Origin of the sequence: Paenibacillus senegalimassiliensis (genome assembly GCF_001486585.1) — a bacterium.
In the GTDB taxonomy this organism is placed as follows: domain Bacteria; phylum Bacillota; class Bacilli; order Paenibacillales; family Paenibacillaceae; genus Fontibacillus; species Fontibacillus senegalimassiliensis.
Genome location: NZ_LN909036.1, coordinates 18047 through 33191, shown reverse-complemented (window position 1 = coordinate 33191; position 15145 = coordinate 18047). Strand labels below are relative to the sequence as shown.

At 52.8% G+C, this 15145-nt stretch carries 14 protein-coding genes; 9 read left to right on the top strand and 5 right to left on the bottom strand.

Translation table 11 applies throughout. The features are described from left to right. Positions 1–54: 54 nt before the first annotated feature. The 3 genes from rapZ to BN3279_RS00860 all read right to left on the bottom strand — a co-directional run bounded on the left by rapZ (position 55) and on the right by BN3279_RS00860 (position 3696). Positions 55–945, bottom strand: a complete 891-nt coding sequence (gene rapZ / locus BN3279_RS00870; RefSeq protein ID WP_059048806.1) for an RNase adapter RapZ — start codon at positions 943–945, stop codon at positions 55–57. Positions 946–1234: 289 nt separating this feature from the next. Continuing rightward, on the bottom strand, positions 1235–2185 hold the full coding sequence (locus tag BN3279_RS00865) for an ROK family glucokinase (protein WP_059048805.1): 951 nt from the start codon (positions 2183–2185) through the stop codon (positions 1235–1237). Between the two features lie 221 nt (positions 2186–2406). Beyond that, on the bottom strand, positions 2407–3696 hold the full coding sequence (locus BN3279_RS00860) for a DUF438 domain-containing protein (protein WP_059048804.1): 1290 nt from the start codon (positions 3694–3696) through the stop codon (positions 2407–2409). A 170-nt stretch (positions 3697–3866) separates the two neighbouring features. Between BN3279_RS00860 and BN3279_RS00855 the strand changes: the two genes are divergently transcribed. The 9 genes from BN3279_RS00855 (at position 3867) to BN3279_RS00815 (ending at position 12145) form a co-directional block, all read left to right on the top strand. Then, on the top strand, positions 3867–4547 hold the full coding sequence (locus BN3279_RS00855; RefSeq protein ID WP_059048803.1) for a response regulator transcription factor: 681 nt from the start codon (positions 3867–3869) through the stop codon (positions 4545–4547). After that, positions 4544–5941 (top strand): HAMP domain-containing sensor histidine kinase, encoded by a 1398-nt coding sequence (locus tag BN3279_RS00850; RefSeq protein ID WP_059048802.1) that lies wholly within the window; start codon positions 4544–4546, stop codon positions 5939–5941. Before BN3279_RS00855 ends, BN3279_RS00850 begins: the two co-directional genes overlap by 4 nt. A gap of 90 nt (positions 5942–6031) precedes the next feature. Next, on the top strand, positions 6032–6946 hold the full coding sequence (locus BN3279_RS00845; protein WP_059048801.1) for an ABC transporter ATP-binding protein: 915 nt from the start codon (positions 6032–6034) through the stop codon (positions 6944–6946). Continuing rightward, the gene (locus tag BN3279_RS00840) at positions 6943–7659 is read left to right on the top strand and encodes an ABC transporter permease (protein ID WP_059048800.1); all 717 of its coding nucleotides are present in this window, start codon (positions 6943–6945) and stop codon (positions 7657–7659) included. Before BN3279_RS00845 ends, BN3279_RS00840 begins: the two co-directional genes overlap by 4 nt. A 3-nt stretch (positions 7660–7662) precedes the next feature. Beyond that, positions 7663–8406, top strand: a complete 744-nt coding sequence (locus BN3279_RS00835; RefSeq protein ID WP_059048799.1) for an ABC transporter permease — start codon at positions 7663–7665, stop codon at positions 8404–8406. 225 nt (positions 8407–8631) lie between these two features. After that, positions 8632–9546 (top strand): ABC transporter ATP-binding protein, encoded by a 915-nt coding sequence (locus tag BN3279_RS00830; protein WP_089153415.1) that lies wholly within the window; start codon positions 8632–8634, stop codon positions 9544–9546. A gap of 5 nt (positions 9547–9551) precedes the next feature. After that, a complete protein-coding gene (locus tag BN3279_RS00825; protein WP_059048845.1) occupies positions 9552–10289 on the top strand; it encodes an ABC transporter permease in 738 nt (245 codons plus the stop codon). A gap of 6 nt (positions 10290–10295) precedes the next feature. Next, entirely contained in the window at positions 10296–11546 is a 1251-nt protein-coding gene (locus BN3279_RS00820) for a sensor histidine kinase (protein ID WP_059048797.1), read from the top strand. Beyond that, positions 11543–12145, top strand: a complete 603-nt coding sequence (locus tag BN3279_RS00815) for a response regulator transcription factor (protein WP_059048796.1) — start codon at positions 11543–11545, stop codon at positions 12143–12145. Before BN3279_RS00820 ends, BN3279_RS00815 begins: the two co-directional genes overlap by 4 nt. 81 nt (positions 12146–12226) lie before the next feature. On the opposite strand, the gene trxB is transcribed toward BN3279_RS00815, so the two are convergent. Together trxB and BN3279_RS00805 are read right to left on the bottom strand one after the other, a co-directional pair. Then, complete coding sequence (gene trxB, locus BN3279_RS00810) at positions 12227–13180, bottom strand: thioredoxin-disulfide reductase (RefSeq protein ID WP_059048795.1); 954 nt, start codon at positions 13178–13180, stop codon at positions 12227–12229. 94 nt (positions 13181–13274) lie between these two features. Continuing rightward, a complete protein-coding gene (locus BN3279_RS00805; RefSeq protein WP_059048794.1) occupies positions 13275–15011 on the bottom strand; it encodes a tetratricopeptide repeat protein in 1737 nt (578 codons plus the stop codon). Between the last annotated feature and the right edge of the window lie 134 nt (positions 15012–15145).

Genomic DNA, 15145 nt, shown 5'->3' with positions numbered 1-15145 from the left:
CTTAGCCCGATGTGTCACTAGGTTCACCTCTTAACTCGAGTTCACAGGGTCTTGTTACCGATCCCGGCCCTCGTCCCTGTGGCTGACGCGAACCGTTTCCATCTCGCTGGCACTGAGCATCCTGCCCAGATATTCGGCAATCGCGACAGAGCGATGCTTGCCGCCGGTACAGCCGATAGCGATAATGACCTGACTTTTGCCCTCTTTATGATACTGCGGAAGCAGAAAGTGCAGCATATCCAGTAGCTTGGTCAGGAAGGTTTGCGTCTCTGGCCACTTCATAACATATTCATATACATCGCTGTCTTGTCCTGTGTGCGGACGAAGCTGCTCGATGTAGTGTGGGTTCGGCAGGAACCGCACATCAAATACCAGATCGGCGTCAATGGGAATGCCATATTTGAACCCAAACGAGGTAATGTTCACCGACAGATTACTGCTCTCCAGATGGGAGAAGCGGGAAATGATCTTTTCCTTAAGCTGTGCTGGCTTCATATTGCTCGTATCAATAAGCTGAGTAGCAGACAATCGAAGCTCATCCAGCATCTTACGCTCCAGACGAATGCCGTCCAGCGGCATGCCTTCAGGAGCAAGTGGATGGCGACGGCGGCTTTCCTTATAGCGTTGCACCAGTACGGAGTCCGTCGCATCCAGGAACAGAATTTCGCATTTAATCGTAAAGTGCTCCTTGATATAACCCAAGGATTCGGATAACGCCGTGAAGAACTCGCGGCCACGCAAATCGATGACCAGAGCTACCTTGGCGATCTTCCCCTTGGACTGCTCAATCAATTCGGCAAACTTGGGAATCAATACCGGGGGCAGGTTATCTACACAGAAAAATCCGAGATCCTCCAGGCTTCGTACAGCCAGGGATTTACCTGCCCCTGACATGCCTGTAATAATAATCAGATTGGCGACTGAGCCTACTTCTTTGTCCGGCATCATAGTTCCCTCCTCGTGAGATTCACCTTGTCCCATCGTTGATTCCACACCATCCATTTATCTATTTTATTGTAAGTTGAAATATGAATTACTAATAGGAAGCAGACGAGAAAATGTTCTTACGATCGCTGTTGCTCATGGATTTCTTAATTTAATAAATTCAGATGAGGTAGAAATCCATTCCCAAAGGCGAACGCTACGCTTCTCCAGAATCATTTTTCTCGCTTGCTTGTTATGCCTATTCTTAGTTCAACTTATATAGAAACCTGGTGAGCAAATTCACCAAGGTTTAAGAACGCAAGAACAGGCCAGCAGCCCCAACCATACCCGCATCATTGCCAAGTGTGGCAGGTACAATCTTCATCCCCGTTTGGACAGGTCCCGGGGTCAGCTTGGCGAACACGCTGCGAACCTCGTTGAACAGAATGTCACCGGCTTTGGATACGCCACCGCCTACGATGAATAACTCCGGATTAAGCACGACGGCTACAGCAGCCATCGATTTGCCCAGATAGAAGGCTGCACGGTTGACGATACGGATCGATGCTTCGTCGCCAGCCTTCGCTGCATCGAAGACGTCCTTCGCTGTAATCGTCTCCACCTGAGACAGGGAAGTACGATCGCCACGGGCTACCGCATCCTTCGCCATCCGAATAATTCCGGTTGCGGAAGAGACGGTCTCCAGGCAACCCAGTTGACCGCAGCCGCAGCCGATAGCCTCCAGGTCAGGTACAACGGACATATGTCCAAGCTCTCCAGCCATACCGGAGAACCCTTGATAAATTTTCCCGTTAATGATAATCCCGCCGCCTACACCGGTTCCCAGCGTATAGCAGACACAATTGTCGATGCCTTTACCAGCGCCGCCCCAAGCTTCGCCTAGAGCCGCCACATTGGCATCATTATCTATTTTGATCGGCTTGCCGAGTCGCTCTTCCAGAATCTCGCGAATCGGAAAATCCTTCAAACCTACATTCGGCGCCAAAATAATAATACCGTCACGAACATTCGTAAATCCCGCAACACCCGCGCCCACTCCAGCTACCTGCTCCCAGGTAAACGGAGATTGCTCCACTACGGTGCGGACATAGTGTTCGATATTGGCAACGATGACATCTGCACCCTTTGCCACTTCAGTTGGGCCTTCATAGGTATGAAGAAGTTGACCTTCCTCATTGCAAATGCCGACTTTCACTGCGGTGCCGCCCAGGTCAACGCCAATGTAGATGTTTTCAGACATATTTACAAGCCACCTTTTTTCTCAAATAATATGCTTCTCCTACGTTACCAACTATAAGCGAACCCTCCTATTCGGTCAAGAGAAGTAGCCGTCCCAAAGCCCAGCCGGAGCAAGGGTTCAACGCGTGTCATTGTAGGGAGGAAGGGGAAAAACCCCGGCGCGCGCGTGGCACACCGGGGCAGACGAAATGCATAGATTTAACAGAATCGGCACAAGCCGGCTCAGGACATGATCCGCTTCTCTCCTTCCAGCTCGCGGATGGGCGCAATATTTTGTGTAAATTCCAGAGTGCCCAGATATCGACCGTCCTCGCTGCGAACCGCAAAATAGCGAATATACACGAACTTATCCTTGAACGGAATCCAGAAATCCTCGGCATCCTTGATTCCTGCCTTAAAATCAGCCAATAACTGGTTGACGACATGAACGCTTTGCGGCGGATGACAGTTCTGCACAGTACGGCCAATAACCGCTTTCGTCCGGGCAAATATTCGTTCCTTGCCGTGGGAGAAGTAACGAACGACATCATTTTCGTCAATAAAAGTCAGGTCTACCGGCAAGTGATTCATGACAGCTTCCAGTTGCTCCATCGATAGCAGCCCGGTCTCGAACTTGACGAAGCCCTGCGGCGGCTGGACCTCCTGTGGCTCCTGTTCCGTCTCCCCAGCAACCTCAGCATTCCGCTCTCCCTCTGGACTAGCCTGTAAAGGCACCCGCTCAGGAATCCATTCCTGATCCGGGGCGGTCAAGCAGAAGCCAATCTCATCGCTCTCCTTGGCGATGCTGACCCACTCGTCCTCTGTCAGCTTCTCCAGGGCCATCGGCAGCAGAATGTTCTCTTCCTTGAAGATCATCTCGTTTACTTCCTTGATGATCCGCTCCAGATCAAGGCACACCGTCTCCTTATCAGCGCTTCCGTCCGCCAGCTTGCCCTTCGTCTCCTTGATCATCATACGGATGCCGTCATCCACGCCCCACATCACGGTAGTCGGTCCGTAAATTCCATACTTCTCCAGGTACGGGAACAGCAGATTCTCCTTACGACTGTAATGTTTGTCCAGATCCATCAGCAAGTTCAAATCCTCAAGCAGCTTGAAAGTCACTTCCTCGCCGCCCTCCTTGCGATATTTATCCAGATGCAGTTGCAGCTTGAAGCCCACCAGCCGCTCAATCTCCCGATTCTCCAGCTTGAAGGTATGAACCGGATGTCCCGGCTGCTCCTCCGGCCGGGATGAACGATGGATCTCCTCGATAGATCCCTTGAAGATGGCCGTATGCACGGAACAAAGCCGCTGTACCTCCTCGACCGGAATCCCTTCCTCCTCCATCAAGGCATGCTCCATGGCGGAGATTTCTGTCACCGTAACATCGCCCACCGCTTCTTCAAAGCGCGCCTTGACCTCTTCCACGCTTTTGCCCTGGTGCAGTTCCTTAATGATCTCCTTCAGCAATTCCTGCCGGCGACCTTGGCTCTGTGCCCCAAACTCCCGGTTATTGATCAGCTCGCTCATGGCGCACTGCTCCCTTCTCGATCATTGATAACCATTCTCAGATACAACGTAGCATGGGGAAAATACGCACTTTGTGATTGCGGTCACAAAAGAAGTGAGCAAATCTTGCCCACGTCCCGTTTCTTTTTTACCGCGTATTTGCCACAATAGAGGAAGGAGGGAATGTACCTATGCCTACAACAAACTTGCTATATATTGAAGATGATATTGAAATCGGGGACTGGGTGAGCGAGAACCTGCGGGAGCGGGGATATGATGTGACCTGGCTGACCAGCGGAGAGCAGGCGGTGGAGCAAGCTGTTGATCGTCACCTGGTCATTCTGGATGTGATGCTCCCTGGTCTGGACGGATTCACAGTAGGAGGGCGTCTGAAGCAGCATTACCCGGACCTGCCTGTACTGATGTTATCTGCCAGAACATCAATCGACGATAAGCTGCAGGGACTGAAATTCGCCGATGATTATTTGACCAAGCCGTTCCATCCCGATGAGCTTGCTGCGCGAATTGAAGTGTTGCTGCGCCGCAGCGGAGAATCGCCTGCCGCAGAGCCCATTCAATTAAAGCATCTGTTGGTCTATGAAAAAGAGAACCGGATCACTGATGAAGCCACGGGGGAAGAAATCGTCCTCACCGGGAAGCAGTTTCATATATTTACTTATCTGCTGCGCCATCTCGGGCAGATCTTAACCAAGGAACAAATCTATGAAGCGGTATGGAACGAGCCTTATCTGGATGGTGACAAGACCTTGATGGTTCATATTCGCCATTTACGGGAAAAGCTGGAGCGCGACCCTGCCAACCCGCAGGTCATTGAGACCATTCGCGGGATCGGCTATCGGGTGAGAACATGAGACGGCTGAAGCTTCGCAAACCACGCAAATCGCTGGTGACCCGCTATGTTCTGTTACTAGCCGTTGCCCTGCTCTTCATCCCGGTGCTGATTCCCGTCAGCTTTATGGCTTCGTGGGGGGTAAACCTGCTGCTTGACCCCAAGGGGGCTGGCCCAGATATTCGCCCGTATGGCAATGGTCTGGACATTGAAGCGGACTGGCACCAAGCCTCCGCCAAGCTACGGGATGCCACTCCTGAGGTGATAGGCGATACGCTGAGAACCATGAAGCTCAAATACCCGGATGCCACCATGTATTGGGTGGATTCGAAGGGGAACACCCAATTGCAGCTTCCAGAGCAAAGTGACGTTCCCGCCCAGTGGACGCTGGAGGATACCATCGCCTTCATGAAAGCGCGAGTGAACGGTGACCCCTTCACGGTTGTTGCCTTTATCGGCGGAGGCGAAGAAGTCCGCCAAGGCTTTATGGTCTTCGAGCTCCCCCGCAAATTCATGGTAATTACGGACGATAAGCGGGATGATGGTCGCTTTTATGGTGTGTTTCTAGTCATTCTGCTGGGTTCCTTTGTCTTGCTGTCCGCCTTGTTCTTCGGCGATATTCGCAAGCGGTTGCTGCGGCTTGCTGCGGCTATGAGCCAAACGGGGGCAAGCGGCCTCCCCTCTCCGATCCAGGAGGGAAGGCCCGATGAGATTGGCCGATTGGAGCAAGCGTTTAACCAGATGCTATACAAGCTGGAAAATAGCCGGCAGCGTGAGCAGGAAGAAGAAAATTTGCGCAAGGGCTTGATTAGTCACCTCTCTCATGACCTCCGTACGCCGCTTACCGTGCTGGGCAGCCATCTTTACTCGCTGCGGCAAGAGCCCCTAACAGATCAAGGCAAGCAGTCCCTCTCCCTTATGGAGACCAAGATCAGCGATCTCTCCGGGCTGATGGATCATTTGCTCTCCTATAGTCTGCTTACCAGCAAGCGTTACGCCTTATCCATGGAGCGATTGGACATATTGCGGCTGGTACGCGAAAGTGCTGCGGCCTGGTACCCCGTCTGGGAGAAGGCAGGAATCAGCGCGGACATCGAGCTGCCAGAACAGCCTTTGTACTGGAGCGTCGATGCCCAGGGCTTCCGCCGGGTGCTGGACAATCTGTTCCAAAATCTCGTCCGCCATGCTGGCTCCGGCGGATATGTGGGTATCTCCGTGAAGCTGGAGAACGGAGCTGAAGCCCTTATCATTAGCGACCGTGGCCCTGGTATGGAGGTTGAGTCAACGTCCCACGGCTCCGGCCTCGGTCTGCAGATCGTCGACCTGCTGCTGCGTGAAATGAATCTTACCCGGAAGACACAAACTTCCCCGGCAGGTACAGCCATATCGATTTATCCACTAAGGGCGCCGAATTAAACGGCGCTCTTTAATTTAAACCAATCTTAAACTTGCCCCGCCTTTGCTTTTAACCTCCCGGCGATATGATCATCTACGAGGTGATAAATAGTGAGTGAGATGATCATTCAAACGAAAGGCTTAACCAAGACATACCGTGGCCGCATGGCGGTCGATCATTTGGATTTGGAAATCGCCAAGGGGGATATTTATGGTTTCCTCGGACCCAACGGAGCCGGGAAGACAACTACCATTCGCATGCTGCTGGGCTTGATTCAGCCAACGAGTGGCTCAATCCGCATTTTTAACCGGGACATGCCCAAGGACAAGCTGGAAATTCTCCGGCATGTCGGCTCTCTCGTCGAATCTCCTTCCTACTACGGACACTTGAGCGCCATAGACAATCTGGAAGCCATCCGGCGTATCCTTCAAGTGCCGAAGTCACGGATTCATGAAGTGCTGGAGATTGTGTCGCTGACCAGTGAGGCACGCCGTCCCGTCAAAGGCTTCTCGCTAGGAATGAAGCAGCGGCTAGGCATCGCGGCAGCCCTGCTCGGCAGCCCCGATCTACTCATTCTGGATGAGCCTACGAACGGGCTGGACCCCTCAGGTATTCACGAGATTCGTGAATTGATCAAGCATATGCCGGAGCAATACGGCATTACCGTACTGGTATCCAGCCATTTACTAGGTGAGATGGAGCTGATGGCTAGCAAAGTAGGCATCATTCGCGAGGGCCAACTAGTGTTTCAAGATACGATTGACAATCTGCGCCTGAGATCCACGCATAATATGGAGCTTGTCGTCTCCGAGCCAGATTCGGCGATGTGGATTGCCCGCGATCTTGGAGCAAGTGGAACGGCGGAGAACGGCATTCTTTCCTTCCCCGGAATGGTCGATGCACAGGTTGCCCATCTGGTTAAGCGGTTGGTGGAGAACGGGCACGACATTTACAGGGTGGAGCAGAAGAAGAAATCGCTGGAGGATATTTTCATGCAGGTTATTGGGGAGCGTGGTCAGGTATGATGCTACGTTCTCTATCAGCCGACTTTCTGAAAATTCGCCGCAAGGGGATCTGGTTCCTTATCGTATTGGCCCCGGTAGGGCTCGTTGTCATGCAGGCGCTCAATTATGGTCTGCGCTTCGACTACTTGAGCGAACGGTATGCCGATGACCCCTGGAATGGGCTGTTGATTAACGTCTCCGGCTTTGTGCCGATCGCCTTATACTTGGGATGCACACTGGTCAGCTCGCTGGTGGCCAATGTGGAGCATCAGCTTAGCTCCTGGAAGCAGTTGCTAGCCCTGCCTATCTCCCGAACTGCGGTATTCAGCGCCAAATTCCTGCTATGCTTCCTGCTGCTATCGGTATCTTGCATTCTGTTGCCAATTGGCACGGTCATTTTGGGATTATGCTTCGGATTTAATACCGAGCCGATGCCTTATGCGGATTTGGCTCGAATGGGGTTTTATCCTTTGCTTGCCGCCTTGCCGCTCTTAGCCTTGCAGCTTTGGCTTTCGCTTACTTATCGCAACCCGTTCCTGCCGGTGTCGCTGGGAGTCACCATCTCGATCATTTCCCCCTTTACGATGAGCTTGCCAGCACAATTCCCACTCAACTGGCCCGTCTTTGGCTTTTCGGGACCGCACCGGGAGGCATTCGTCCTGGCAGGTCTTCTGGTGGGAAGCCTGATTCTGCTGATGGGGATGATTCATTTTAACCGAAAGGATGTGGACTAATTCATGAAGACCTTCATTCATGTGCTCGCTGCAGAACGCCTGAAAATGGCTCGTTCCCGCCTTTGGATTGTGCTGCTGGCAAGTCCCACCCTGGCCGCACTCATCGGCGTTCTTGCCGATTTGTCAAATACGCCGGACAGTGAGGCCTGGATGACCTTGCTTATGGCTATGGCCATGCTGCACGGGCTGCTCTTCCTGCCGATTATGGCCGGCTTGTTCCCTTCATTTATCTGTCGGTACGAGCATACGGGCGGCGGCTGGAAGCAGCTCTTGGTCCTGCCCATCTCGCGAGGCGCCGTCTACTTTGCCAAACTACTCATCGTATTCACGCTGCTGGCCTTATCGCAACTGTTATTCCTTGCCGCCTTGCTGATTGTCGGGTTCGTTCAGCAAGTGAGCGCCCCGATCCCTTGGGGCATGATTGCCACAAGTCTGCTGGGTGGACTGATCGCTTGCCTCCCGCTGGTGACCTTGCAGCTTGGCATCTCACTGATGTGGTCCAGCTTTGCGGCTCCGCTCTCCGTTAACGTGTCGCTGACGATTCCCAATTTGCTGATCGTCAACTCGGCCCAAATCGGGCCGTTCTACCCGTGGGCCCAGCCGCTGCTAGCGATGATGCCACGCGGGGGAGAGGGCGGTTATGTGGCCGCCCACCTTCCCTATGAAAGTCTTGCCATTACCGTCATCGGCAGCTTCATCATTTTCTTGTCCGCTGGCTTGCTTTATTTCCGCCGCAAGGCTGTTTAACTCTGCCTCCACGGCCATTCATCATGTTTATTATCAACAGAACAGAGGTCTGCGCACCCGCGCAGGCCTCTGTTCTTAATGTCGCTACTTTTTTCATGACAGTTGTCACCTTCACCTTATGACACTCCATACTAACCCGCTTCCTCCCTTCCCTATATGATTAAGTCAAGCAATTCAACACAGCAAGCCGCACTCATATCCCTTAGACATATGGAGGAACATAGCATGGAACCTATTATTGAAATGAACGGCGTCAGCAAAATATTCAGGGATAAAAAGGCCGTCAATCAGCTAAGCTTTCAGATCCCCCAAGGCAGCATCACGGCCATTCTGGGACCTAACGGAGCTGGGAAGACGACGGCAATCTCCATGCTCTTGGGGCTGCTAGAACCCACGGAGGGAAGCGTCAGGTTGTTTGGTCAAGCCCCAAAGGAGCGGGCCGTCCGTCAGAAGACCGGCGCCATGCTTCAGGACATCAGCGTACTGGACCGACTGAAGGTGCAAGAGGTGCTGGAACTGGTCCGCAGCTATTACCCGAACCCCCTGGAGCTTACGGAGCTGGCCCGACTTGCCGGACTAGCCTCTGGCGACATGAACCGCTATGCCGACAAGCTATCCGGGGGGCAGAAGCGGAGTCTGGGCTTCGCCTTGGCCCTAGCGGGCAACCCGGAGTTGATCTTCCTGGATGAGCCGACCGTAGGGTTGGATATTAAGGCAAGACGTCAATTCTGGAACAACGTAAGGCAATTATCCAAGCAGGGCAAGACCATTTTGTTCACGACGCATTATCTGCAAGAAGCCGACGATATCGCCGATCGTATCCTGCTGTTCAGTCAAGGTAGTCTAATCGCAGACGGTACTCCTGAGGAGATTAAGGCACGGATTGTAGGGCGCTCCATCTCCTTCATAGCAGAAGATGATGGACCCAGGTTGCGGGCAAGGTTACTTGAACTCGAACCCGTGATTGATTGTTACGACAGAGATGGCCGGATACACCTGACGACCAACGACACCGACGACGCTCTCGCTGCCCTGTTCACAAGCGGTTTGCCACGCGTAAGCAATATACAGATTGAACAAGGACGGCTTGAAGAAGCCTTCGAACAACTGACAAACCCTCAAGAAACGGAGTTGATGTAACGATGATGCGAACCCTGATGATGCTGTGCAAGACCGAAATACTGCGTATTTTCCGCAGCCCCTTCTATGTCATTTGGTCCCTGATGATGCCAATTTTGTTCTATGTAATCTTCACCCGTATCGTAAATACTGGAAGCGATAACCCGGGAGAATGGCAGGCACATTACCTCATGTCTATGACCGCGTTCAGTGTCATGGGCTCATCCATTATGACTATGGGCATCTGGCTGGTGCAGGAGCGTACCCAAGGCTGGTCGACGTATATGCGTATGACCCCGCTGCCAGAAGTCATTTATTTCGGGGGTAAAGTATTCGGGCAAATGATGATGAACGTCTTCTCTATCATCTGTATCTTCCTTGCCGGGTATCTTATCAACGGTGTATCTCTCGCTCCGCTAACCTGGATATACAGCGGGCTGTGGATTTTAGTCGGATCTCTGCCCTTCCTAGCACTGGGAACACTGGTGGGCAATATGAAGCGTGCGGAAACGGCCAGCGGGATCAGCAACGCCCTCTATTTATCTCTGGCGGTCATGGGCGGCATGTGGATGCCAATGGATATTCTGCCTCGTCTGATGCAAGCCATCGGCAGATGGCTGCCTTCCTACCCGTTCGGTAGCGGAGCATGGGCCATCATTCGCGGTCAAGCCCCGGAATGGAGTAACGTGTTGATTTTATTGGGCTATCTGTTTCTGTTTATGATACTATCCACTTATATTCGAAAAAAACAGGAAGCGGTGTAGTTCATCATGGCGTTAGGCAGCTTTCGATTATTTCCTAAGAAATACGGCTGGTTCCCTTACATCTGGCCAATTTATTTACTGCTGCCCCTCATTAATCTGCGGGGAGAGCAGGGGGTCAAGCTGCTGCTTGGCATCGGCCTGGTCTTCCTATTTGCTGTAACCTACCGGCAGCTTTATGTTAGCCGTGGTATTGCCTTTCATAGCTGGCTGGCACTGCAAATGATACTGACCATTCTGCTATGCGCCTTCTATAATCCATACAATTTCTTTATGGGCTTCTTCAGTTCCTACTTCATCGGCTGGTATCTGGAACGGCGCCCTTTCATTACAGCGCTGGCTGGATTTGCGGTGGCCCAGCTATTATCCATTGCCCTCTCGCTGCATTATCTGCAAGGCAATGATCTATTGTTCCTGCTGCCCTTCCTGGTCATTATGCTCATCACCCCGAATGGCAGCCGTTCCCTGAATCAGCGAATGCAACTGGAGAAGGACCTGGGCATCGCTCAGGAACGCATCAAGGAACTGGTCAAACGAGAAGAGCGCTTGCGGATTGCCCGCGATCTGCACGATACGCTTGGTCATACCTTGTCCTTGATTACTTTAAAGAGCCAGTTGGTTGAAAAGTTAATCAACAAAGACCCCGAACGCGCCAAGGGGGAAGCCCGGGAAATTCAGCGGACCTCCCGTGCCGCCCTCCGTCAGGTTCGAGAGCTGGTGTCCGATATGCGTGCCGTGACTGTTACTGAAGCAGTGGCTGAGGCGAACGAAATTCTGAGTGCCGCTGATATCATGTTGCAGGTGCAAGGAAGCACGCAGCTTCCGGAGGTCCCGGATTTATCCAAGAACATCATCAGCCTGTGCATCAAGGAAGCCGTGACGAACATAGTCAAGCACAGTGAGGCTAAGCGCTGCACCATTACGATTCAGACGACTCCGGCAGAGGTAAGGCTGACGATTGAAGATGATGGGATCGGTCTAGGCGGTTATACCAAGGCAGAAGGTCACCCGGAAGACGAACAAGCCCGATTAGGACAAGCTGACCCTTCCCCCGGCAACGGCTTAAAGGGAATGGCGGAACGCTTGTCGCTGATGGATGGAACGTTAAGCGTGACGCAAGCCTCAGACCACCTCGCCAAGGAAGACGCCACTGCCACCACAGATGCACCCAGTGCCGGTTCGTTCTCACATGGTACCCGGCTTATCATCACCATCCCGCTGATTATCAAAGAAACCAACAAAGAAGGTGAATCTGTATGATCCGCATCCTGATTGCCGAAGATCAACGGTTGTTACGAGGGGCTTTGGCCTCCCTGCTTGATCTCGAGGATGACCTTGAGGTGGTTGGTCAAGCCGGGGATGGGGCAGAAGCTCTTAAGTTAATCGGGGCGCTTCAGCCTGATGTCTGCCTGATGGACATTGAAATGCCGCTGCAAACCGGGCTGGATGTCGCCGAGACCTTACAGCAGCAGGGATCACCCTGCCGCGTCATCATCTTGACCACCTTCGCCCGCCCTGGCTATTTCGAGCGGGCCGTCAAGACAGGCGTGCACGGCTACTTGCTCAAGGACGAATCCAGCGACCGGCTGGCCGAAGCCATTCGCCGAGTCATGGACGGCCACCGGGAAATATCGCCGGAGCTGATCTTCGGTAGCGTTCGTCAGGAGAATCCGCTCACCTCCCGCGAGCAGGACATTCTTCGCCTGGCAGCAGGAGGAAAGACAGCCGGAGATATCGCGGCCACCCTGCACCTTTCCCATGGTACGGTTCGCAACTACATCTCGGAAATTCTCAGTAAACTCGCAGTAGGGAGCCGAATTGAGGCGGTACGGTTGGCGGAGGAGAACGGCTGGCTGTAACGTAACAATAACGCATATAAAAAAGGATGCACAGCGCACATTCACGTGTCGCCAGCATCCTTTTTCATCATTTTACAAGCCTTACGAGCCTGCCAGTCCACTCCAATCATGGACCATGCTGCCCTCCAGGAACTTCTCACAATCCATAGCCGCCATACAGCCTGACCCCGCTGCGGTAATCGCCTGCCGATAACGGGTATCCTGCACGTCTCCGCAGGCAAATACCCCCGGTACGTTCGTCTCCGTCGTCCCCGGCTTCACGACGATATAACCTAACCCGTCCGTCTCGACGGCTCCATTCAGGAACTTCGTATTGGGCGTATGACCAATAGCTACGAATATGCCATCTGCCTCCAGCAATTCCTCTTGGCCGCTCTCGTTATGACGAACCTTTAACCCCTTGACGATTCCCTCGGCCGTAACTACTTCCAGCGGCGCACGGTTCAACGCCCAGGCGATTTTTTCATTGGCCCGTGCCCGTTCCTGCATAATCTTCGAAGCACGCAGTTCTTCGCGCCGATGCACCACCGTAACCTCAGATGCGAACCTCGTCAAGAAATTCGCTTCCTCCATTGCAGAGTCGCCGCCCCCGATAACCAGCAGCTTCTTGCTGCGGAAGAAGAAGCCATCGCAAGTCGCACAGGTGCTGACACCCCGGCCTACATTTTCTTGCTCGCCAGGAATGCCTAAATACTTGGCCGAAGCCCCCGTAGAGATAATGACGGATGAGGCTTCCAGCGTCTTACCGCCTTCCAGCTTCACCTGAAAGGGTTGTCCAGAGAAGTCCACGCTTTCCACCCAGCCCGTGACAAATTCAGCCCCAAACCGCTCGGCTTGCTTACGCATATGATCCATAAGCTCTGGCCCTTGAATGCCTTCGGGGAACCCGGGGAAATTCTCAACCTCCGTTGTCGTGGTGAGTTGTCCTCCCGGCTCCAGCCCCTCAATGACAATTGGGCTAAGATTCGCTCTTGCTAAATAAATCGCTGCCGTCAGTCCGGCAGGCCCGGTACCAATAACCACTGTCTTATGCATCTTCCCTACCTCCTCAGGATGGTCTCTCACAGGTCCTACATAGACACTACCTATCAAGTTTTCCCCAAGTCGGAACAGCTTTACCCTCATCTACCTACTGAACGGATGGAAAAATGGCCTCAATCTTCTCCTTCACACCGCATACTTCATCTACTCGGCGTACATAACGGCTGGCTGTTGAGGCAGATATATTGTATTGCTTAGCTACCTGCTCATAGGTGACATAACGCCCGTGCATCTTGGCCGTCAAGTATTCCAACGCCGCCGCCCAGCCCTCCAAATGAGTAATCGCCGGCGCCTCGGGATATAACCGGGTAATAAAATCGACCCACAATGTCTCCATATCGTGCTGCTGTTGGAGGTCAAAGCTTCGTTTCATATGCTCTATAGCCAAATCTACCACGGCTTGCCACTCGCTCCGCCACACTGGCAGCTCTGTAGAGGCCCGGCTAGGGTCGACCATTCGCGTCGTACTGCCTGAGCGAACAGGCAACGGCTTACTGACACCGAGACTGCGAAGCACAAACAAAGCCATCTCTTTCAAATAAGCATCTTCGTCGGGCTCCAATAAGAAAGCTTGTAACGCTTCCTCAACCTCCTGATCAGCAATCAGGCCCAGTGCCTGAATAACCTGCAACTTGGTGCGAGCATCGCCGTGACGTAATGCCCAGAAGAAGGAGGAGCGAATCAGCGGATTGTCCTTCACCTCGGAAGGTAAGCCCTCTTCTTCCAACTCCCAGCGTTTGAACTGCTCCTCGAAAGGCAACAGGTACTGGTAATTGACCGGCAGCGAATCCACCGGACCTCCCTCTCGCTCAGCAATAAGGCGATTCAAATAGAAATCAGCCACTCCCGCCTGCGGATCAAGCCCTCTAGCCTTGCTCCAAAGCTTGCGCGCTTGCCTGGAACGACCTGTATGGTAAGCAGCCACCGCTGCATAATGGAAAAGGCAGGCATCCTTGGGAATACTAAAGCTCTTCAGCAAACGGTCGAAATGGTGAAACGCCTCCTCATGACGGCCCAAAATCCCCATTGTCGTCGCCAGCTTAAATACGTGCTCCTCGTGGAATGGAATAATACTAGCCAGTTGATTCGCAAGCTCTTCCAAAGCCTCGCTCTCTCCGGCATGCTGATAGAATATAGCCAGATTACACAAGCCATGCAGGTTGCTTCCGTCCTGGGCCAGCACTTCTTCCACGGTATCCAGCGCCTTGCGGAACAGGCCAAGATAATAGTAACCCAAGGCCAGGTTGTTGCGTGCCGCCAAGAAATCAGGCTGCTGCTGCACCAACTGTTCTAGCAGACTCACCGCTTGGGTGAACTTGCCATCCTCCAGCAAGGAACGCGCTTGATCATGCTCATATACTCCTTGCCGGGATTTAATACCCCGGAGTCTAGCTGGTCGCTCCAACTCAACTTGCAGCAGATCAACCATCTCTTCGGCTTCATCCAGAAATTGACCGCTCTCATCCTGCTCCAAATAAGTGACTAGCGCTTCCTCTGCCGCTTCGAACAAATCCAGATTTGCATAGTTATTAGCCATATAGAAATAGCACTCCGTCATCCCCGGGTCTATCTCCTCCAGAACCGTCTTCAGCACAGCATTGGAGCCCTCGTAATCTCCCATTTCGGACAAGATGCCCGCCATATTGCAGTGATTCACCGGATTACCCGGCTCATATTCTACAGCTTTACGAAAATACTTCAATGCCTTGTCATAGCGGTAGCGATCCAATGAGAAAACGGCTCTCTCGAAGAAAAATCCCGCATCCATCGAGATCGGCAGCACTTTCCCCCGTTTTTTTCCGGCCGGTCGCTTGTTTCCCTTCAAGCAAGGCACCTCCCCTTTATAGCGTACTTAATCTTCCATCACCCCAAAGTATACCATAGTATAAGCTGTCCTCCCACGAGGAATCCTGTCGGAAAATAGCGGACTTTACGGAAGAGGAAGGAAAATAAATTAGC